Genomic DNA, 19009 nt, shown 5'->3' on the forward strand with positions numbered 1-19009 from the left:
CGACGCGCGTCAGACCGAATAGCCGATCCGAAGGCCGCCCCAGTGGCGGCCTTTGACGTAGATCGGCGCCGACACGTCCTTCATCAGCATGAAATTGCCGCCGCCCATGTCGCGCCGATAGGTCTGCAGCAGGAAGGGGCGGGTGTTGCGCCCGGCACCAAGGCCGGTGCGGTCGGTGAACATGCGCCGGTTGCGGCAATGGGCAAGGTTCCACGCCGGATCGTCGCCCTGCGGCTGCGAATAGACCAGATTATGCGTTGGAATATAGCCGTTGCGGTCGATCGACACGCAGAATACGACGCGCGAATTCATGTCCAGCACCGGCTCCTGAACGGGCGGCAGGCAGGCGTCGGTGAAGGCCGTGAAGCGGGTCAGCACCTGCTGCGGGTTCGAGCCCGGCACCGGGCGATAATTTTCATCGAACAGCTCGCTCATGCCGATCCGGCCCGCGTCGACCGCAGCTTCGAAGATCGCCGAGATTTCGGCAGACCGCGCCTTGCACATTTCAATCAGTGGCGTGTCCGGGGTCTCGATGTCGGAACTGGCAATGAAGAGGATGAAATCCTCCGAGATGTCGAGGATGGCCTGTGATCGCTCGGCGGCGGAAGCAAGCTTGGCGTCGGATTCCTTCGTCATGCGGACAATGGAATGGAGGTGTTCGCGAACCTTGTCGCTGGCCTCGATATTCTTGCGCACCGGGTCTGCCATCTGGTCGATATTGTCGGCGAGATGCTCGACGGTCGTGACCAGCGACTGGATCGTGCGGGTGGATTCACTGGCGCGTGCGGAGGCCTCGATCGCCGCCTCGGCGGTCGACACGTTGGTCTGAGCCGTGGCGCTGAGCTCGGTCAATGTGCCCTGCAGTGCGACGAGACTTGATTCATTGCGCTTGGCGGCACTGCCAATCTGGTCGGCGAGCGCCTTGATCGCGGTGCCGATGACGGCAAAGCCCTTGCCGGCCGTGCCAAGCCGCGCCGCTTCGATCGAGGCGTTGATGGCGACCAGCTGGGTTTCGCGAGCGATTTCGTTGATCGATGCGCTGACATCGCTCACCAGCTTGATGGTTTCGGTGACGCGATCCAGCGCCGCGGAAAATCCCATCACGCCGTCGCTGAGCGAGCGCATGTTGCTGACCGCATCATCGAGCGTTCCGGCCACCGCATCAGCGCTTGCCGACAGGATCGAACGCGTCTGCGAGGCGGAAGTGCCCACTTCTTCCATGGACGCGGCAAGGCGCGAATTTGCCTCGCCGGTCTCGCGTGCCGAACGCACGACGTCGCGCAAGGTCTCGATCTGGTTGCGGCCAAGATGGCCGAGATCGTCAATGATGCCGACAATATCGGCGATCTCGATGCCGAGTCTGCTGGCGCGTTCCCCGATCGCGCTCATGTCGACATCATGATGGTGTGGAGCGTCGTCTTCGGCGACGGCGCGCAGCGGTACAATGTTCATCCGGTTCTCCCCCCACGGATCTTGGGGGGAGAGAATTGATGCATCAGCTTAATTTCGCGTTAACTAAAATAGTCTTCGCAGCTGCAGTCGAGCCAAGGATTTCCCTGCATCTTGCTGAAATATTGCTAGTGCGCTTCGTCCCAGTTTCTTGCAGCGCGCGCATCGACATGCAGCGGAACCTTCATGGCAACGGCGGGCATGGCCGCGTTTTCCATGACGGTGCGGATCACCGGGATCGCGGCTTCCACTTCCAATTCCGGCGCTTCGAAGATCAGTTCGTCGTGAACCTGCAGCAGCATCTGCGTCTGCGTCAGGCCAGCGCTTTGCAGCGCATCTTCGATCCGCGTCATGGCACGGCGGATGATGTCGGCGGCTGAACCCTGAATCGGCGCATTGATCGCGGCGCGCTCGTTGAAAGCGCGGATCGACGGGTTGGAGGCGCGGATTTCGGGATAGTTGACGCAGCGGCCAAAGATCGTCTCGACATAGCCGTTCTCGCGCGCCGCCGCCTTGGTGGCTTCCATATAATCGCGGATGCCGGGGAAGCGCTCGAAATACTTCTTGATGTAGGCGCCGGCTTCCTCGCGCGGGATCGACAGCTGGTTGGCAAGGCCGAAGGCCGAAATGCCATAGATGATGCCGAAATTGATCGCCTTGGCGCGGCGGCGCACTTCGCCGGGCATGTTTTCGAGCGGCACGCCGAACATTTCCGACGCTGTCATCGTGTGGATGTCGATGCCGTCGGCAAAGGCCTGACGCAATTGCGGAATGTCGGCGATGTGAGCGAGCACGCGCAGCTCGATCTGGCTGTAGTCGGCCGAAATCAGCAGATTGCCCGGCTCGGCGATGAAGGCGGTGCGGATCTTGCGCCCTTCAGCGGTGCGAACAGGAATGTTCTGCAGGTTCGGATCGGATGAGGACAGGCGGCCGGTCGTCGTCGCAGCCATCGCATAGGAAGTGTGGACCCGATGGGTCTGCGGGTTGATAAAACCGGGCAGCGCGTCGGTATAGGTCGATTTCAGCTTGGTCAGCTGGCGCCAGTCGACAATCTTGCGCGGCATTTCGTGCCCTTCGGCGGCCAGTTCCTCAAGGATCTGGGCCGAGGTTGCCCATTGGCCGGTCTTGGTCTTGGTGCCGCCCGGAATGCCGAGCTTGTCGAACAGAATTTCGCCCAGCTGCTTGGGTGAGCCGACATTGAACTTCTCGCCCGCAAGCGTCTGGATCTCGTCTTCGAGCGCTGCCGCGCCTTGCGCCAGATCACCGGAAAGACGGCTGAGGATCTGCCGGTCAATCGAGATGCCGCGCTGTTCCATGCGGGCAAGCACTGGCGTCAGCGGACGCTCAAGGCGCTCATAGACCGAAACGAGGCCGTCTTGCGCGAGACGCGGCTTGAACACCCGCCACAGGCGCAGGACGATCTCGGCGTCTTCGGCGCCATAGGCGGTGGCTTTGTCGATCTCGACCATGTCGAAGCTGACCGCGCTCTTGCCCGAGCCGCAGACATCCTTCAGCGTCATCGGCGTGTAGTCGAGCCAGCGCTGCGCCAGAGAATCGATGCTGTGGCTGGCGGCCATGCCGGCGTCGAGCGCATAGGACATCAGCATCGTGTCGTCGAACGGGGCAATGTCGATGCCATGGCGCTGCATGACGACGAGGTCGAACTTCAGGTCCTGCGCGATCTTGAGGACGGCGCGGTCTTCCAGAAGCGTGCGCAGCTCCGCCAAAGCCTCGCGCACGGGGATCTGACCTTCGACGGTCCCGCCGCCCAGAAGATCGCCAGCGCCCGATTTGTGCGCCAGCGGCACATAGGCCGCCTTGCCTGGCTCAAGCGCCAGCGAGAAACCGGCAAGCTCGGCGCGCATCGGATCGAGCGAGGTGGTCTGGGTGTTGAAAGCAACCAGGCCGGTGTCGCGCGCGGCGGCGATCCATGCGCGCAAGGTGGCGATGTCGCGGATGGCGATAGCGGCGGCGGGATCGATGGCGCTTGCGCGCGCCTCGGTCTTGCGGAACGCGACAAGGTCGGCCGGCGTCATCACGCCGGGCGCATTTTGCGCTGGTGCGCTGGCGGCTGCCGCGTCGGGTGCTGAAGCAGACGGAGCAACGTCGAGGTCCGGGCCATGGGCTTCAGCGACAGAAGCCACGGCGACATGGGCTGCCTCGATCTGCGCGGCGTCGGTACCGGTGACGTCGGCGACGCGGCGCGTCAGCGTGGTGAACTCCATCGCCTTGAGGAAGGAGATCAGCTTTGGCCCGTTCGGCGGCTGGAGCGTCATCGTGTCGAGCGGGTCGATGTCGACGATGTCGTTCTTCAGGCGCACCAGCTCGCGCGACAGAAGCGCCTTGTCGCGGTTTTCGATCAGCGTTTCGCGGCGCTTGTTCTGCTTGATCTCGGAGGCGCGGGCGAGCAGCGTGTCGAGGTCGCCATATTCCTCCAGAAGCTGGGCGGCGGTCTTCTGGCCGATGCCCGGAACGCCCGGAATGTTGTCGACCGAGTCGCCCATCAGCGCCTGCAGGTCGATCATTTTCTCCGGCGGCACGCCCCATTTCTCGATGACTTCGGGGACGTTGATCTCCTTGTCCTTCATCGGGTCGTAAAGCGACACCGAACCATTGACGAGCTGCATCAGATCCTTGTCCGAGGAAATGATGGTCGTCTCGCCGCCAGCCTCCGTGGCAAGGCGCGCATAGGTGGCGATGATGTCGTCGGCTTCATAGCCTTCCATCTCGATGCAAGGCAGGTCGAAGGCGCGGGTCGCCTCGCGGATCAGCCCGAATTGCGGGATCAGATCCTCGGGCGGGGCCGAACGGTTGGCCTTGTATTCGGGATAAAGATCCTTGCGGAAGGTCTGCGACGAATAGTCGAAGATCACCGCGAAATGGGTCGGGGGCTCGCCGACATCGGTGTCGCGCGCATTCTGCATCAGCTTCCACAGCATGTTGCAGAAGCCGGCAACGGCACCGACCGGCAGGCCGTCGCTCTTGCGCGTCAGCGGCGGGAGGGCGTGATAGGCGCGGAAGATGTAGCCCGAGCCGTCAACGAGGAAGAGATGATCGCCATTTTTCATGCGGCAGGGGTAGCGCGCGGGGTCATTTCTGTCCATCTCTAAGCGCGGCTTTGCAGTGAGTTCCTGCCATGCAAGGGCATCACGACGATGTTACAGAATGGTAATGTTGAGAGCCCTTGAAACGCCACTTTCACACACCAAATTCTGATGTATCGGCAATTATAGCCGAGTCCGGTCCAAGGCTCGTCCCCCGCCTCACCGGACACAGCGGGAGCCTCATCCCCCTCTCCGGGCTCCCGCAATTGTTTGAGTAAAGGCCGCTGTGGTATCCCCCTCCGCCACAGCGGCTCTTTTTTGCCTGCCGCACGGCTCGTTCCCCACATTGAATATTCAGCTTCGACGGCGTGCAGGCTCACGCTGGCCGAAAAGATTGTTGATGCTGCCAGCGGCTGAATGGCGGCTGGGGGCTTTCCGCAGCCAATCGGCGGCGATAGGGTCACGGCAAATCATCGAAAGGCTAGCTGATGTCTGTTGTTTCTCCTGTTCTTGATCAAATCGATGCCAATCTCGACGCAAGTCTGGAGCGTTTGTTTGCGTTGCTGCGGATTCAGTCGATTTCGACCGACCCGGCCTATGCCGGTCAGTGCCGGAATGCGGCGCAGTGGCTGGTGGATGACCTGACCTCGATCGGGTTCGAGGCCAGCGTGCGCGACACGAGCGGGCATCCGATGGTGGTGGCGCATCATGACGGGCCGGAGGGATCACCGCATGTCTTGTTTTATGGCCATTACGACGTTCAGCCGGTCGACCCGCTGGAATTGTGGACCGACGATCCGTTCGCCCCGAGCCTCAAGGAAGTCGAGCCGGGCCGCAAGGTGATTTTCGGGCGTGGCGCGTCGGACGACAAGGGACAGCTCATGCTGTTCGTCGAGGCCTGCCGGGCGTGGAAACAGGTGCATGGCTCGCTGCCGTGCAAGATCACGCTTTTGTTCGAGGGCGAGGAAGAATCCGGCTCGCCGTCGCTGAAGCCGTTCCTTGAAGCCAATGCGGATGAGCTGAAGGCCGATTTCGCGCTGGTCTGCGACACCGGCATGTGGGACCGCACGACGCCATCGATCGACACCTCGCTGCGCGGGCTGGTCGGCGAGGAAATCACAATCAAGGCGGCAAACCGCGACCTGCATTCGGGCATGTATGGCGGGGCAGCAGCCAACCCGATCCGTATCCTGACGAAGATTCTCGGCGCGGTGCATGACGACACGGGCCGCGTCACCATTCCGGGCTTTTACGACGGGGTCGAGGAAACGCCGTCGCAGATCAAGCAGTCCTGGGATGCGCTCGGCCAGACGGTCGAGGGTTTTCTCGGGCCGATCGGCTTGTCCGAATTGTCGGGTGAAAAGGGCCGCTCCCTGCTGGAGCTGGTGTGGGCGCGCCCGACGGCAGAGTTCAACGGCATCAATGGCGGCTATACCGGCAAGGGTTTCAAAACCGTGATTGCGGCGGAAGCGTCGGCGAAAGTGTCGTTCCGGCTGGTGCACAAGCAGGATCCGGACAAGATCCGCGCCGCGTTCCGCAAATTTGTCGAGGAACGTATTCCGGGCGATTGCTCGGTCGAGTTCCTGCGCCATGGCGGCTCGCCGGCGATCCAGCTGGCCTATGATTCGCCTGTCATTACCAAGGCCAAGGCGGCGTTGTCGGATGAGTGGGACAAGCCGGCTGTGCTCACGGGCAGCGGCGGCTCGATCCCGATTGTTGGCGATTTCCGTACTTTCCTTGGCATGGAATCGCTTCTGGTCGGCTTTGCGCTGGCGGACGATTGCATTCACTCGCCAAACGAGAAATACGACCTCAATTCGTTCCACAAGGGACAGAGAAGCTGGGCGCGCATTCTTGCCGCGCTGACGGCATGAGTGCGAAGGGCAATCCGATGACAATCCGTTTCCACAAGGGCGACCTGCCTGACCTGTCCAACTACGATGTCGATACGGTGGCAATCGACACCGAGACGCTCGGGCTCAACCCGCTGCGTGACCGGTTGTGCGTGGTGCAGATTTCGCCCGGCGACGGCACGGCGGACGTCATTCAGATTGCTGCCGGCCAGAAGCAGGCGCCGAACCTGGTGGCTCTGCTGGAAAACCCGGCCATCACCAAGCTGTACCATTTCGGTCGCTTCGATCTGGCGGTGTTGTATCACGCCTTCGGCGTCACGCAGCAGCCGGTCTATTGCACCAAGATCGCCTCACGGCTGGTGCGCACCTATACGGACCGCCACGGGCTGAAGGATCTGTGCAACGAGCTGATCGGGGTCAGCATTTCCAAGCAGCAGCAATCTTCGGACTGGGCCGCAGAGACGCTGAGCCCGGAGCAACTCGAATATGCCGCATCCGATGTTCTTTACCTGCATCAGCTGCGCGACAAGCTCAACGAGCGACTCGCGCGGGACGGACGCGCGCAGGAAGCGCAAAAGTGCTTCGAGTTCCTGCCGACGCGGGCCAAGCTCGATCTGATGGGCTGGGACGAACAGGACATCTTTGCCCATTCGTGATGGGTTCGCGATGCTATCGAAAAGGCCCGGAGCTTGCATGCTCCGGGCCTTTTTTCATTCGGCGGCGGTGCCGGCGAGCTGGGCTTTGGCCGGTGGCCGGTCGAGATAGGCCCAGTCGGGCCGTTCGAACAGGAAGCGGCCATAGCCGGTCCACTGGATCAGCAGATAGAGGATCGCCGGTCCGGCGACGGCGGCCATGGTGACCAGCAGCGACACAACGCCAATGTCACTGATCAGGCCGGACTTGATCAGCACGACACGGCTGACCGCCATCGGTACGAAGAAGGCCAGATAGATCACGATGGAATGGAGGCCGAGCCAGGTCAGCCAGCCGGTCCATGGCAGGCTGGTGACCAAAGTCGACACCAGCACGATTGCCATCGCGCCGGCAACGCCCAGCGCCAGCGACACGAGCGGCAAAGCGGCGATGCCCTGGCTGTAGCGGCCGATGGCGTCGGCATCGAGCAGATATTGCAGCGAGGCTGGCGCCGGCGTGAACACGAACAGCGCATTGACCAGCGCCCAGACGGCGAGCAGTGCCAGCGTCTTGCCACGGTTGGCGCTGGCCCATTCGGCGAAATCGAAGATACGGCTGGCAAGCGCATAACCGGCGTAGAAATAGACGAACCGGGCGCAGAATTCGTCGATCACCAGCCAGCCGGTGTGGACCGGCAGGATTTCCAGAACCGCTGCGCCACCCAGCACCAGCCAGACCGGCAGGTTCTTCATCAGACGTGTCAGGATGAAGAACAGCGGCAAGAGATAGACGAACCACAGCGTGCCGAAGGGCTGGATATAGGCCCAGAGATAATCCCGCACCACCGCGCCGACGCCTTCTTCAAGCGCTGTTGCAGGTGATTTGAACACGAACTGGATGGTGAGCCAGAGCACGTAGAAATAGACGAAATGGACAACCTTGCGATCGAGATAACGCAGCCACGGGCGGTCGATCACCAGGCCCAAAAACAGGCCGGAGATGAGGAAGAAGTCAGGCATGCGGAACGGGCGTGCAAACGACACGACCGTGTGCATGAAGCCTTCGCCGTCCATTGCGTTGCCGACGCCAAGCGTCGAATGCATCATCACCACGAAGATGATGCAGATCCCCTTGGCCGTGTCGACCCAGTCGACGCGTGTACGCGTATTCGTCATCGGCAGATCCCCAAATCGCCCTGCAGTCGCTTATCTGAATCCGATACTGGCAGAAGAAGCCGACAGAACCGTTAAATCGACACCGATCACGCAATTGTCATCGCAGGGTCGATCCTCGCAAAGACGTTGCGCGGGTCAAGATGACTTTGGAAAAGCGATCTATTTGACGGCATTGATTGCGGCCCGGCCCCGTTCATACTGGTTTCAGCGGCACAGAACTGCTGCGCCACGTACTGAAAGGAGGCGTCATGATGCAGAAAATGGTGACCCGCTTTTCCAATTTTCTGGAATGGGTGTTTGCGCCGCACCAGCCGGAAGAGATCACGCGCGCGACAACGCCGGACGAGGCGGCCCAGCGCTTTTCCCGCGAGGAAGCTTATTATTGGCTGATGCACGCGCATTGGTGAGGAGCCGACGCAAGGGCTGTTTTGGGTGGTGCAGCGCGACGTGTGGACGGGGTCGCACATAGAAATATTCGTCGGCAATGAAATTCGTGATCGACAAAGTCTACAGATTTTATAGACTAAGGAGATGGACGGAGAATTCGATGTCGTATTCTGACACTAACAGAGCAAGCCGCCAGCAGTTGCGCAACAGCGCCAAAGCAGCGGTTTCCGCACCGGCGCCAGCAAGCGCGCTGACCTATCTCGTCTTCACCTTGTCGGTCGGCTTCATGATCGCGGTGGTATTCGGGGTTCTTGCCTGAACGGATGACGGGCAGGCGGTGCCTCTGACCAGAACAGGCGCTCTTTGCGCCGGCTGATCTATCCCGACGGGAGCGAAAGATCGCTTTCTTTTGCATCGCGCATCTGGGCCAGACTGCGATGGTCGAGGATCTCGGCGATGGCGCGGCGCACATCCATCATCATCCGGCGGACCTGGCAGCTGGCTTCGTCGCAATCGTGGCAGCGCTCATAGCGCGTGGCGCTGGCGCAGGAGATCGGCGCCAGCGGACCGTCAAGAACGCGTACCACGTCGCCGATCCAGATCTCATCGGGATGGCGCGCAAGACGATAGCCGCCATCCTTGCCCTTGCGGCTCTGCACGAACCCGGCATTGCGCAATTCGCCGAGAATCGCGTCGAGGAATTTTTTCGGGATGCTGTTGGTGGTGGCGATATCGTTGACCAGAGCAAGCTGTCCCTGCGGCAGGTGCGACAGATGGATCAGCGCTTTGAGCCCGTATTTGCCTTTTCTGGTCAGCATATTTGCCCGACGCCTTCTGCGTAGTCCGATGAATGCATGAGATCGCACGCCCGAACCGATCATGCGGCAGAGGCGTTAAAAAGGCGCTTCAGCGCTTCTTGCGTTTGCGTCCGTAGATTTCGAACCGGTGGTGCACGATCTCGTAGCCGAGACGGTGCGCGATCTCGTTCTGGAGTTCCTCGATCTTGTCGGACTGGAACTCGATGACGTCGCCGGTGTCGATGTCGATGAGATGATCATGATGCTCGCCGACGGCGGGCTCGAACCGTGATGGCCCGCCGGCAAAGGCGTGACGGTGGATCGCGCCGATCCCTTCAAGCAGTTTCATCGTGCGGTAGACCGTCGACAGGGAGATGCCGCTGTCGATGGCGACGGCGCGTTGGAAGATCTCCATCGCGTCCGGGTGGTCGCCCATATCGGCCAGAATGCCGAGGATGACGCGGCGCGGACGGGTGATGCGCACCCCTGCCTCACGCAAGGCTGCCTCGTAATCGGTAGTGTGAATCTCTGGCTCGTTCATGGGGTCGACTATGCGTCAGCACGCGCTGCGATGCAAAGCAGGGTGGGCTCCTCATGTCGATGATCCAGAACCTTCTCTGGCGCAAGACGGCCAAAAGACAGATCGCAGATGCAGTTGCAAATGATTTGCAACTGCATTGACAGCGAGGCGACGCAACGATAGACAGGCTGTACCGTTGATGATTTTGATATTTCCTGCCCCGGAGTTTTCATGCTTGTTCGTTCGTTGATTGCCGCGATTGCGTTGTGCGCCGGACTGTTGCCCGCCGCTGCCGCCGAGAAGATGAAGGTGGTGACGACATTCACCGTGATCGCCGATATTGCCCGCAACGTTGCCGGTGATGCGGCGGACGTCGAATCGATCACAAGGCCCAATGCCGAGATCCACGAATATTCGCCGACACCGGGCGATCTGTTGCGCGCGCAGGATGCCGATCTGGTGCTCTATAACGGCCTTAACCTGGAGCTGTGGTTCGAGCGCTTCTTCCGCAATCTGCGCGACGTTCCAAGTGTGGTCGTCACCGAGGGGGTGGAGCCGATGGGCATTTCAGAAGGCCCCTATAGCGGCAAGCCGAACCCGCATGCCTGGATGTCGCCCGCCAACGCGCTGATCTATGTCGAGAATATCCGCGCTGCCTTTGCCGAGCGCGACCCCGCCAACGCCGAGATCTATGCAGCCAATGCCAAGGCCTACCAAGCGCAGATCGAAGCGACCGCCGCACCGATCCGCGAGCGTCTGGGTGCGATTCCGGAGCAACATCGCTGGCTGGTGACCAGCGAAGGCGCATTCTCCTATCTCGCTCGCGATTTCGGGCTGAAGGAACTCTATCTGTGGCCGATCAATGCCGACGCGCAAGGAACGCCGCAACAGATCAAGAAAGTGATCGACCTGGTGCGTGAATATAAGATCCCCGCCGTGTTCAGTGAAAGCACGGTGTCGGCCGACCCGGCGCAACAGGTGGCGCGGGAGACCGGATCGCAATATGGCGGCGTGCTCTATGTCGATTCGCTTTCCGATGAGACCGGACCGGTGCCTACCTATCTCGACCTGTTGCGGGTGACGACCGAAACCATCGCTGCCGGGCTTGCAAAATGAATCAGGCAGATACCAAGCCGACCGTTGCCGCCGAGGGTGCAGGTCTGGACGTGCGCAACGTTACCGCGACCTATCGCAGTGGTAACACCGCGCTGCATGATGCCTCGTTCTCGATCCCGCGTGGTACGATCACCGCGCTGGTCGGCGTCAACGGTTCGGGCAAATCGACATTGTTCAAGTCGATCATGGGCTTCGTGCCTTTGGCGCGCGGCTCGGTGTCGATCCTCGGTCAGCCGGCCGCACAGGCGCTGAAGCGCAATCTGGTCGCCTATGTGCCGCAGGCCGAGGAGGTCGACTGGAACTTCCCGATCCTCGTCGAAGACGTGGTGATGATGGGCCGGTATGGCCACATGAACTTCCTGCGCATGCCGGCACGGCGTGATCGCGAAATGGTCGATGAAGCGCTGGCGCGGGTCAATATGAGCGACTTTCGCAAGCGCCAGATCGGCGAGCTTTCGGGCGGGCAGAAAAAGCGCGTGTTCCTGGCGCGAGCGCTGGCGCAGGAAGGACAGGTCATCCTTCTCGACGAACCCTTCACCGGCGTTGACGTGAAAACCGAAGAAGCGATCATCACGCTTTTGGGTCAGTTGCGCGAAGAGGGGCGGGTGATGCTGGTCTCGACCCATAATCTGGGCTCCGTGCCGGAGTTTTGCGACCGGGCGGTGCTTCTCAACCGCACGGTGCTGGCATCGGGCCTGACAGCAGACACTTTCACCCGTGAAAACCTTGAAAAGGCGTTTGGCGGTGTGCTGCGCCATTTTGTGCTCGGCGGCACAGATCTGCACGACGACGCCGATGGGCGCGAGGTGACCGTCATCTCCGACGACGAACGTCCGTTCGTGCTTTATGGCGACAAGCCGCATTCGACGAGCGGGCCTGCCGGGCAAGAGGAGAACAGGCAGTGACGCTGCTGCTGGAACCTTTCTCCTATGGCTACATGGTCAACGCCATGTGGGTGTCCGCGCTGGTCGGGGCGGTCTGTGCTTTCCTGTCGGCCTATCTGATGCTCAAAGGCTGGTCGCTGATCGGCGATGCGCTGTCCCACGCGATCGTCCCCGGCGTGGCCGGTGCCTATATGCTCGGCCTGCCATTTGCGATCGGCGCTTTCTTTTCCGGCGGGCTGGCGGCAGCTGCGATGCTGTTTTTGAGCCAGCAGACGAAGCTGCGCGAAGATACCGTGATCGGCCTGATCTTCACCTCCTTTTTCGGCCTCGGCCTGTTCATGATCTCGTTGTCGCCCGTGTCGGTGAACATCCAGACCATCGTGCTGGGCAACATCCTTGCGGTGACCCCTTCGGACACGCTGCAACTGGTGATCATCGCCGGGGTGTCGCTGGCGATCCTGATCGTCAAATGGAAGGATCTGATGGTGGTGTTCTTTGACGAGAATCATGCGCGCACCATCGGCCTCAACCCGAACTTCCTGCGCGTGCTGTTCTTCACCCTGTTGTCGGCATCGACGGTTGCGGCGTTGCAGACGGTGGGAGCGTTTCTGGTGATCGCGCTGGTGGTAACGCCCGGCGCGACCGCCTATCTTCTGACCGACCGGTTTCCGCGCCTGATCATCGTTTCCGTCGCGATCGGCACGGTGACGAGCTTCATCGGCGCTTATGCCAGCTATTTCATCAACGGCGCGACCGGCGGCATCATCGTGGTGTTGCAGACGCTGATCTTCCTGGCGGCCTTTGTGTTTGCGCCCAAGCACGGGATGCTGGCCGCCCGAAGGCAGGCGCGCAAGGCGCTGGAGATTGCGTCATGATCGACACGCTGACCTTGCCATTCCAGTTTGCGTTCATGCAGCAGGCCTTCGTCATCGCCATGCTGGTGGCGCTGCCAATGGGGCTGTTGTCGCCGTTCCTGGTGCTCAAGGGCTGGTCGCTGATGGGTGACGCCATCAGCCATGCGGTGCTGCCCGGCGTGGTGCTGGCCTATCTGATCGGCCTGCCGCTGGCGGCGGGGGCGTTTGTCGCCGGCATGTTCTGTGCGCTCGCCGTCGGCTATCTGAAGGAGAACAGCCGCGTCAAGGAAGACACGGTGATGGGCGTCGTGTTTTCCGGCATGTTCGGACTTGGCATCGTGCTGTTCTCGATGATCGAGAGTGATCTGCACCTGCTGCATGTACTGTTCGGCGATATGCTGGGGGTGACCTGGGGTGATGTCGCCCAGACCGGTCTGATCGCGCTGATGGCGGCGGGGTTCGTGCTCCTGCTGCGGCGCGACCTGCTGCTGGCAGCGTTCGACGCGCAGCATGCGCGCGCCATCGGCCTGCCGGTACGCTTTCTCCACTATGGACTGCTGGCTACCCTGTCGCTGACGATTGTCGGCGCGCTGACGGCGGTGGGGATTATCCTTGCCATCGCGCTGCTGATCGCACCGGGAGCGATCGCCTTTCTGCTGACCCGCCGCTTTGAAGCGATGCTGGCGCTGTCGGCGGCGATCGCCACCGTCAGCGCCTTTGTCGGGGTCTATCTGTCGTTCTTCATCGACAGTGCACCCGCGCCGACAATCGTCGTCCTGATGGCAGTGCTTTTCATCGGCGCGTTGCTGTGGACCAAGACGCGCAGCCTCAGCCTCGCGGCGGAACGTTGAGGCCAACCTGGCTGGCCGGGCGCTCCATGCAGCGCTCGAGCCATGCCAGGACGTTCGGAAAGTTCTTGAAGCCCAGCAATTCGTCCGCCTCGTAGAACACGCGCGCGGTGCGCACCCACGGGAAGATGGCGATGTCGGCGATGGTGTAGTCGTCGTCCATGATGAACTGACGCCCTTCCAGGCGCTTTTCGAGCACGCCGAGAAGACGGGTCGCCTCCTTGGTGTAGCGCTCGAGCGGGCGCTTGTCCTCGATCTCCTTGCCGGCAAATTTGTAGAAGAAGCCGAGCTGGCCGAACATCGGGCCGATGCCTCCCATCTGGAAGAACACCCACTGGATCGCCTCGAACCGCCGCGCCGGGTCGGCTGGCAGAAGCTTGCCGGTCTTCTCGGCGAGATAGACGAGGATCGCGCCGGACTCGAACAATGCCAGCGGCTTGCCGCCCGGACCGTCCGGATCGAGGATCGCCGGGATCTTGCCATTCGGGTTCAGCGACAGGAACTCGTCGGTCCAGGTCTCGTCCTTGCCGATGTGAACGCTGTGGGCCTCATAGGGCAGCCCGATTTCTTCCAGAGCGATCGACACTTTCACGCCATTGGGGGTGGGGAAGTAATAGAGCTGCAACTTTGCCGGATCGGCGGCGGGCCAGCGCTGGGTGATCGCAAAAGCGGACAGATCGGTCATGTTACCTCGCAGGAAAAAGGCCGCGCAGGCGGCCGGAAGCTATGTCTCTCACATAGCTATCGGAGTTTTATCTGCAAGGCTGGGTTTCAGATGGACCAGGATGAAATGAGGATTCCCCATCGCTGTGCGATGTTCTAGCGTGTCGGCATCGGAGGAATTGTTCATGATCTATGTGATTGCCACGCTGACCATCAGGCCAGGTTCGCTGGAGGCGCTGCGCGAACCCGCAGCCGCCTGTATCGAAGCGACGCGCAAGGAGGATGGCTGCATCTCTTACGAGCTGTTTTCGAGCGTCATCGACCCTGAAAAGCTGGTGTTCGTGGAAAAATGGGAGACACGCGGGGCGCTGACGGCGCATTCCAAGACCGAACACCTGTTGGCTTGGCGCGAAGCCAGCAAGCCGCATGTGATCGAGCGACACATCGAGATCGTGCATCCGGACGAGGTCGAGAATTACTGACGGGCAAGCGCCCTTGGCAGCAACCACGCATAGGGGGAATCGAACATGTGCAAGGCAATTGGGTCGCCCGGTTCGCGCCTGACGCGCGTCACCTGGATGCTGGAAGAACTCGGCCAGCAATATGAGATCGTCAAGACAAAGCAACACACACCGGAAATGCTGCGCTACAGCGCCTCGGGCAAGGGGCCGGTGCTGGACGATGACGGTGTGGTCGTGACCGATTCAGCGGCGATCTGCGCCTATCTCGCCGACAAGCACCCGGAAAAACGCATGGGTGCGGAAAACCTCGCCGAACGCGCGCATCTCAACGCCTGGCTGTTCTTTGCCCAGTCGGAACTGGAAGCGCCGCTGTGGAACAAGCTGAAGCATCGCATGCTGTTGTCGGCAGAAGAGCGGGTCGATGTCGGCCCGTGGACAAGCGCCGAGTTCACGCGTGAGATCCATTCGCTCGATGCGCGGCTCGGTGATCGCGAGTTTGCGATGGGCGACCGGTTTACCGCTGCCGACGTGATTCTCGGCCATTGCGGCCAGTGGGCGCGCGGCGCGCGCTTCGAGATCGATTCGCCGCGTGTGAACGCCTATTTCGACCGGGTGCTCGCGCGTCCGGCGCTGGCGCGCGCCAAGGCGCGTGAGCAGGCCGCGTAAAGGCTGCCAGTCCCGCGCCGTCTCAATTGGCGGCGGCGAGGGATGCCTTTGGCAGGTACATTTCGATCAGCTCTTCCATATGGGCGTTGCGGGCACGTGCGGTTTCGCCGCCCATCACCACGGCGACGATGCGCCGTCCGCCGCGCCCGGCGGAGGTGGCCAGGTTGAAGCCGGAGGCGCGGATGTAGCCGGTCTTCAGCCCGTCGACGCCGTCAACCCGCCCGAGCAGGTCGTTGTGGCCGCGGATGATTTTGCCGGCATAGGAAAATTCGCGATTGCTGAAATAGTGGTAGTGCTGCGGGAAGCGCTTGCGCAGAGCCGTCGACAGCACCGCCATGTCGCGCGCCGATGTGCGCTGATCGGCGTCGGGCAGGCCCGAGGCGTTGCGGAAGGTGGTCGAATTCATGCCGAGCTGGCGCGCCTTGGCGGTCATCATTTCGGCAAAACGCGCTTCGCTGTCGCCGAGATATTCGGCCACGACGGTGGCGACATCGTTGGCAGAGCGGACACACAGGGCCAGGATCGCGGTCTGCACATCGATATGCTGACCGGGGCGCAGGCCAAGTCTGGATGGCGGTTTGCTGGCGGCAAAGGCGGTGACCGGCAGTTGCGCCGTCGGATCGACGCGGCCGGTTTCGAGCGCCTCGAACAGCATGTACAGCGTCATCATCTTGGTCAGCGACGCCGGATAGCGTAATTCGCGCGAATTGCGGTCGAACAAGACCTTGCCGGTGTTGGCGTCGACGACGATGGCGGCATATTTGTCGGAGGACAGCGGCGCGACTGATTCAAGCGCCGATTGGGTCGAGCAGGCAGACAGGAAAGCTGCCACAAGGACAAGCGTGAGGCCGCGCGCGACATGCGAGGCGATGCGAGAAAAGGCCAACAAATATTCACCCCGATTGAGCCGACGACCACGCCCGAATCTGACGGATGATGCCTCAGCGCCCTGTCGGCCGCAATCCCGCCAGCAATGGCGAGCCGTAGACCGGCATTGCTGGCGCGGCAAGGGGAAAGGATGCGGCGCGACGGAATTTCGCCGCGCCGAAAAGGATCAGGCCGTTGGCTGTTTGGTCTTGCGCAGGTAAGGCAGGATCGTCTCGTAGGAGCCGAAACGCTTGACCGCGTCTTCGTTGGACACGGCGGCGGTGATGATGACGTCGTCGCCCTGCTTCCAGTTGGCAGGCGTTGCCACCTGATGCTTGCTGGTCAGCTGGATCGAGTCGATGGCGCGCAGGATCTCGTCGAAGTTGCGGCCCGTGGTCATCGGGTAGGTCAGCATCAGCTTGATCTTCTTGTCGGGGCCGATGACGTAGACATTGCGCACGGTGGCGTTGTCGGCAGGCGTGCGGCCTTCCGAGGAATCGCCGGCAGCGGCAGGCAGCATGTCATAGAGCTTGGCGACCTTGAGATCTTTGTCGCCGATCAGCGGATAGTCGACGCTGAAGCCGGTGGCGGTCCTGATGTCGTCCTTCCAGCGCGCATGATCTTCGACCGGATCGACGGAAATGCCGATCAGCTTGACGCCGCGCTTGGTGAATTCGTCTGCGAGGCCGGCCATGGTGCCAAGTTCGGTGGTGCAGACCGGGGTGAAGTTCTTAGGATGCGAGACGAACACGCCCCAGCTGTCGCCCAGCCATTCGTGGAAATTGATCGTGCCCTGCGTGGTTTCGGCGGTGAAATCGGGTGCTGTATCGTTGATGCGAAGGCCCATCTGGCTCTCCCTTCTGTATGACGCCGGGTCGCCCTGCCTCAAAAGATGCAGCAGCGACCTGAAATTGAGCGGCACCGGAATATCGCGATGCACTTTCTGCAATATAGGTACTGAGGCCGCATATTTCCTCTCCCTGCGATCTAATATGGCTGGCGGAAATAGAACTTCAATCTACGCTGATGCGAGGATGTGGAACAATAGTCTGATGCGCCTAAGATGAACTCGACAAGCCGCTCGCAATCTGCAGTTCGCGACGTGCGCGCAGATGTTGCTTGAGGGCGGCGAGTTCCGCGGCGCTCCAGGCCGGTGGCTGCGTGACTTCGATCCACGGTTCGACATGGTGTTCGGGCGCGTAGACGTGGCCATGGCCCATCGGCGTGGTGGTCGCCAGCGCCATGTCGAGGCCCAGCTGCAAAACGCTGACGATCGGGAACCACACCAGTGAGGGTGAGACGTCCGGACCGCGTGGAAATTCCATCCATGCCGGTTCGCGATAGGGCGCGGTGCGGTCGAAGAAGACGATCGGGTCGCTGGCATATTGCAGATAGACGATGCGCATCGGCCCCCAGCTGGCGGTGCGCGAGGCCGCCCCGCCGAACTGGTTGGCGAAACGGATCGCCGAGCCGTCGCGGAAATGTGGCAGCCATGCCGGCGAGCCCTCTTCGCGCCGCGCGGTGGCCGAGCGCCATGCCTGGGTCGAAAAGGGCGGGCCGCTCCACAATGCGCCGTGGAACGGATCGCCGATCATGTCGTAGATCTCGACTGAGCGGCTGGAGTTGAGCGCGCCGAGGCTGAGGCCGTAGAGATAGAGGCGCGGCCGCTGATCGTGCGGCAATTTCGTCCAATACTGATAGACCGTATTGAACAACGCTTCGGCGGTTTCCGCGCCATAGGCGGGCTCGATCAGCAGCGAGAGCCAGCTGGCGAGATAGGAATATTGCACCGCCACCGTGGCGACGTCGCCATGATGGAGATACTCCAGCGTGTCCACGGCTGAGGGGTCGAGCCAGCCGGTGCCGGTCGGGGTGGCGACCACGAGAACCGAACGCTCGAAAGCGCCGACGCGCTTGAGTTCTTCCAGCGCCAGCGCAGCGCGCTCGTTGGCTGTGGGGGCGGAGTTGAGCCCGGCGAAGACGCGCAGCGGCTCCAGCGCCGGCTTGCCGGTGAAGGCGGAAATTTCCGTTGCACTTGGCCCAGTGGCGACATAATCGCGCCCGGCGCGGCCCAACGCTTCCCAATCGAGGAGTGAAGCGGGGCTGCCGGTCTTCATCGGATCGGTCGGGCGCGCAATGTTGGATTCGATGCGGGCATCGAGATTCTGGAACGCGCGGTCAGCGGCGCGGATCGCCGACTGGAACAGGATGCCGTCGACGGCAGTCCAGACCAGGCTGACCAGAATGGCAATGCCGATGACATTGGAGACACGGCGCGGGATGTGTTTTTGCAGCCAGAGAGACAGGTGGTCAAACAGGAAATTGAACAGGCGCGCCAGTCCGAGAAGGACCAGAAACACCAGCGCGGCGATCAGCCCGACTTCGAGCGGGCGGCTGCCTTCGACCGGCTGCATCCCCATCAGGAGGCGGACCGAATCCTGCCACTCCGAGGCTTTCCACAACACGACCAGAACGACGGCGGCGCAGAACGCAGATGCAATGCCGAGCGCCCAGCGTCTGACCCGTGCCGACGGTGCGGGCATTTCGAGATAATGCCAGACCCAGCGGGCGAAGACGCCGACCAGATAGCCGGAGGCAAAGGAAAAGCCCGACAAGGCGCCCTGCAACTGGAAGCTGCGCGGCAGGAGGCTGGGCGTCAACGAGGCGGCAAAAAACAGCGTGCCGACAAGCAGGCCGATGGTGCAGAGAGATTTGCTCAGCCTGACGAGATAGGTCTGCACGATGGCACCGTCCGGGTTGGGCGCGTGCTTGCTGGGGGAGGGAGGAACGCG

At 61.8% G+C, this 19009-nt stretch carries 19 protein-coding genes; 10 read left to right on the forward strand and 9 right to left on the reverse strand.

The annotated features are described in order from the left end of the window. Positions 1-9: 9 nt before the first annotated feature. On the reverse strand, positions 10-1452 hold the full coding sequence (locus tag BMZ42_RS10735) for a methyl-accepting chemotaxis protein (protein WP_091522063.1): 1443 nt from the start codon (positions 1450-1452) through the stop codon (positions 10-12). Positions 1453-1577: 125 nt separating this feature from the next. Continuing rightward, positions 1578-4517 (reverse strand): DNA polymerase I, encoded by a 2940-nt coding sequence (polA, locus tag BMZ42_RS10740; protein ID WP_091522201.1) that lies wholly within the window; start codon positions 4515-4517, stop codon positions 1578-1580. 464 nt (positions 4518-4981) lie between these two features. Here polA and BMZ42_RS10745 point away from each other — a divergent pair, with 464 nt between their 5' ends. After that, positions 4982-6367 carry a M20/M25/M40 family metallo-hydrolase gene (locus tag BMZ42_RS10745; protein WP_091522066.1) on the forward strand — a complete coding sequence of 462 codons (1386 nt, stop codon included), beginning with the start codon at positions 4982-4984 and terminating at the stop codon, positions 6365-6367. A 17-nt stretch (positions 6368-6384) separates the two neighbouring features. Beyond that, entirely contained in the window at positions 6385-7002 is a 618-nt protein-coding gene (locus BMZ42_RS10750) for a ribonuclease D (protein ID WP_091522204.1), read from the forward strand. Between the two features lie 54 nt (positions 7003-7056). Here BMZ42_RS10750 and BMZ42_RS10755 read toward each other — a convergent pair whose 3' ends face one another. Further along, on the reverse strand, positions 7057-8154 hold the full coding sequence (locus tag BMZ42_RS10755) for an acyltransferase family protein (protein ID WP_091522067.1): 1098 nt from the start codon (positions 8152-8154) through the stop codon (positions 7057-7059). A 248-nt stretch (positions 8155-8402) separates the two neighbouring features. Here BMZ42_RS10755 and BMZ42_RS18000 point away from each other — a divergent pair, with 248 nt between their 5' ends. Together BMZ42_RS18000 and BMZ42_RS18005 are read left to right on the forward strand one after the other, a co-directional pair. Then, positions 8403-8561: a hypothetical protein gene (locus tag BMZ42_RS18000; protein WP_175556693.1), complete on the forward strand. Its 159-nt coding sequence runs from the start codon at positions 8403-8405 to the stop codon at positions 8559-8561. A gap of 140 nt (positions 8562-8701) precedes the next feature. Then, positions 8702-8860 carry a hypothetical protein gene (locus tag BMZ42_RS18005; protein ID WP_175556694.1) on the forward strand — a complete coding sequence of 53 codons (159 nt, stop codon included), beginning with the start codon at positions 8702-8704 and terminating at the stop codon, positions 8858-8860. 58 nt (positions 8861-8918) lie between these two features. Here BMZ42_RS18005 and BMZ42_RS10760 read toward each other — a convergent pair whose 3' ends face one another. Both BMZ42_RS10760 and BMZ42_RS10765 read right to left on the reverse strand, forming a co-directional pair. Next, the gene (locus tag BMZ42_RS10760; RefSeq protein ID WP_091522070.1) at positions 8919-9359 is read right to left on the reverse strand and encodes an RrF2 family transcriptional regulator; all 441 of its coding nucleotides are present in this window, start codon (positions 9357-9359) and stop codon (positions 8919-8921) included. 88 nt (positions 9360-9447) lie between these two features. Further along, positions 9448-9879 carry a Fur family transcriptional regulator gene (locus tag BMZ42_RS10765; protein ID WP_091522072.1) on the reverse strand — a complete coding sequence of 144 codons (432 nt, stop codon included), beginning with the start codon at positions 9877-9879 and terminating at the stop codon, positions 9448-9450. A gap of 210 nt (positions 9880-10089) precedes the next feature. Here BMZ42_RS10765 and BMZ42_RS10770 point away from each other — a divergent pair, with 210 nt between their 5' ends. Genes BMZ42_RS10770 through BMZ42_RS10785 form a run of 4 tightly spaced genes read left to right on the forward strand, consistent with a single transcriptional unit; the run spans position 10090 to position 13563 of the window. Then, positions 10090-10974, forward strand: coding sequence for a metal ABC transporter substrate-binding protein (locus tag BMZ42_RS10770; RefSeq protein WP_091522074.1), 885 nt, complete (start codon positions 10090-10092; stop codon positions 10972-10974). After that, entirely contained in the window at positions 10971-11879 is a 909-nt protein-coding gene (locus BMZ42_RS10775; RefSeq protein WP_091522076.1) for a manganese/iron ABC transporter ATP-binding protein, read from the forward strand. Before BMZ42_RS10770 ends, BMZ42_RS10775 begins: the two co-directional genes overlap by 4 nt. A gap of 32 nt (positions 11880-11911) precedes the next feature. Next, positions 11912-12733, forward strand: a complete 822-nt coding sequence (locus BMZ42_RS10780) for a metal ABC transporter permease (protein ID WP_091522206.1) — start codon at positions 11912-11914, stop codon at positions 12731-12733. Then, positions 12730-13563, forward strand: a complete 834-nt coding sequence (locus BMZ42_RS10785; RefSeq protein ID WP_091522078.1) for a metal ABC transporter permease — start codon at positions 12730-12732, stop codon at positions 13561-13563. Before BMZ42_RS10780 ends, BMZ42_RS10785 begins: the two co-directional genes overlap by 4 nt. On the opposite strand, the gene BMZ42_RS10790 is transcribed toward BMZ42_RS10785, so the two are convergent. After that, positions 13541-14245: a glutathione binding-like protein gene (locus BMZ42_RS10790; RefSeq protein WP_091522080.1), complete on the reverse strand. Its 705-nt coding sequence runs from the start codon at positions 14243-14245 to the stop codon at positions 13541-13543. The two genes, BMZ42_RS10785 and BMZ42_RS10790, sit on opposite strands and share 23 nt — an antisense overlap. Before the next feature lie 163 nt (positions 14246-14408). On the opposite strand from BMZ42_RS10790, the gene BMZ42_RS10795 reads away from it, so the two are divergent. Beyond that, positions 14409-14705 (forward strand): putative quinol monooxygenase, encoded by a 297-nt coding sequence (locus BMZ42_RS10795; protein ID WP_091522208.1) that lies wholly within the window; start codon positions 14409-14411, stop codon positions 14703-14705. Positions 14706-14750: 45 nt separating this feature from the next. Then, the gene (locus tag BMZ42_RS10800) at positions 14751-15350 is read left to right on the forward strand and encodes a glutathione S-transferase family protein (RefSeq protein WP_091522083.1); all 600 of its coding nucleotides are present in this window, start codon (positions 14751-14753) and stop codon (positions 15348-15350) included. A gap of 22 nt (positions 15351-15372) precedes the next feature. Here BMZ42_RS10800 and BMZ42_RS10805 read toward each other — a convergent pair whose 3' ends face one another. From BMZ42_RS10805 to BMZ42_RS10815, 3 genes are all read right to left on the reverse strand, one after another. Continuing rightward, positions 15373-16239: a D-alanyl-D-alanine carboxypeptidase family protein gene (locus BMZ42_RS10805; RefSeq protein WP_175556696.1), complete on the reverse strand. Its 867-nt coding sequence runs from the start codon at positions 16237-16239 to the stop codon at positions 15373-15375. Positions 16240-16404: 165 nt separating this feature from the next. Next, the gene (locus BMZ42_RS10810) at positions 16405-17064 is read right to left on the reverse strand and encodes a peroxiredoxin (RefSeq protein WP_091522088.1); all 660 of its coding nucleotides are present in this window, start codon (positions 17062-17064) and stop codon (positions 16405-16407) included. A 211-nt stretch (positions 17065-17275) separates the two neighbouring features. Beyond that, positions 17276-18961 carry an alpha/beta hydrolase gene (locus BMZ42_RS10815; RefSeq protein WP_091522091.1) on the reverse strand — a complete coding sequence of 562 codons (1686 nt, stop codon included), beginning with the start codon at positions 18959-18961 and terminating at the stop codon, positions 17276-17278. Positions 18962-19009: the final 48 nt, after the last annotated feature.

The sequence above is a fragment of the Aquamicrobium aerolatum DSM 21857 genome (assembly GCF_900113935.1).
In the GTDB taxonomy this organism is placed as follows: domain Bacteria; phylum Pseudomonadota; class Alphaproteobacteria; order Rhizobiales; family Rhizobiaceae; genus Aerobium; species Aerobium aerolatum.

What these genes read in the sequence shown, in the direction of transcription:
- BMZ42_RS10735 (WP_091522063.1), bottom strand. Translation starts at nt 1,452, where the DNA reads ATGAACATTGTACCGCTGCGCGCCGTCGCCGAAGACGACGCTCCACAC.
- polA (WP_091522201.1), bottom strand. Translation starts at nt 4,517, where the DNA reads ATGAAAAATGGCGATCATCTCTTCCTCGTTGACGGCTCGGGCTACATC.
- BMZ42_RS10745 (WP_091522066.1), top strand. Translation starts at nt 4,982, where the DNA reads ATGTCTGTTGTTTCTCCTGTTCTTGATCAAATCGATGCCAATCTCGAC.
- BMZ42_RS10750 (WP_091522204.1), top strand. Translation starts at nt 6,385, where the DNA reads ATGACAATCCGTTTCCACAAGGGCGACCTGCCTGACCTGTCCAACTAC.
- BMZ42_RS10755 (WP_091522067.1), bottom strand. Translation starts at nt 8,154, where the DNA reads ATGACGAATACGCGTACACGCGTCGACTGGGTCGACACGGCCAAGGGG.
- BMZ42_RS18000 (WP_175556693.1), top strand. Translation starts at nt 8,403, where the DNA reads ATGATGCAGAAAATGGTGACCCGCTTTTCCAATTTTCTGGAATGGGTG.
- BMZ42_RS18005 (WP_175556694.1), top strand. Translation starts at nt 8,702, where the DNA reads ATGTCGTATTCTGACACTAACAGAGCAAGCCGCCAGCAGTTGCGCAAC.
- BMZ42_RS10760 (WP_091522070.1), bottom strand. Translation starts at nt 9,359, where the DNA reads ATGCTGACCAGAAAAGGCAAATACGGGCTCAAAGCGCTGATCCATCTG.
- BMZ42_RS10765 (WP_091522072.1), bottom strand. Translation starts at nt 9,879, where the DNA reads ATGAACGAGCCAGAGATTCACACTACCGATTACGAGGCAGCCTTGCGT.
- BMZ42_RS10770 (WP_091522074.1), top strand. Translation starts at nt 10,090, where the DNA reads ATGCTTGTTCGTTCGTTGATTGCCGCGATTGCGTTGTGCGCCGGACTG.
- BMZ42_RS10775 (WP_091522076.1), top strand. Translation starts at nt 10,971, where the DNA reads ATGAATCAGGCAGATACCAAGCCGACCGTTGCCGCCGAGGGTGCAGGT.
- BMZ42_RS10780 (WP_091522206.1), top strand. Translation starts at nt 11,912, where the DNA reads ATGGTCAACGCCATGTGGGTGTCCGCGCTGGTCGGGGCGGTCTGTGCT.
- BMZ42_RS10785 (WP_091522078.1), top strand. Translation starts at nt 12,730, where the DNA reads ATGATCGACACGCTGACCTTGCCATTCCAGTTTGCGTTCATGCAGCAG.
- BMZ42_RS10790 (WP_091522080.1), bottom strand. Translation starts at nt 14,245, where the DNA reads ATGACCGATCTGTCCGCTTTTGCGATCACCCAGCGCTGGCCCGCCGCC.
- BMZ42_RS10795 (WP_091522208.1), top strand. Translation starts at nt 14,409, where the DNA reads ATGATCTATGTGATTGCCACGCTGACCATCAGGCCAGGTTCGCTGGAG.
- BMZ42_RS10800 (WP_091522083.1), top strand. Translation starts at nt 14,751, where the DNA reads ATGTGCAAGGCAATTGGGTCGCCCGGTTCGCGCCTGACGCGCGTCACC.
- BMZ42_RS10810 (WP_091522088.1), bottom strand. Translation starts at nt 17,064, where the DNA reads ATGGGCCTTCGCATCAACGATACAGCACCCGATTTCACCGCCGAAACC.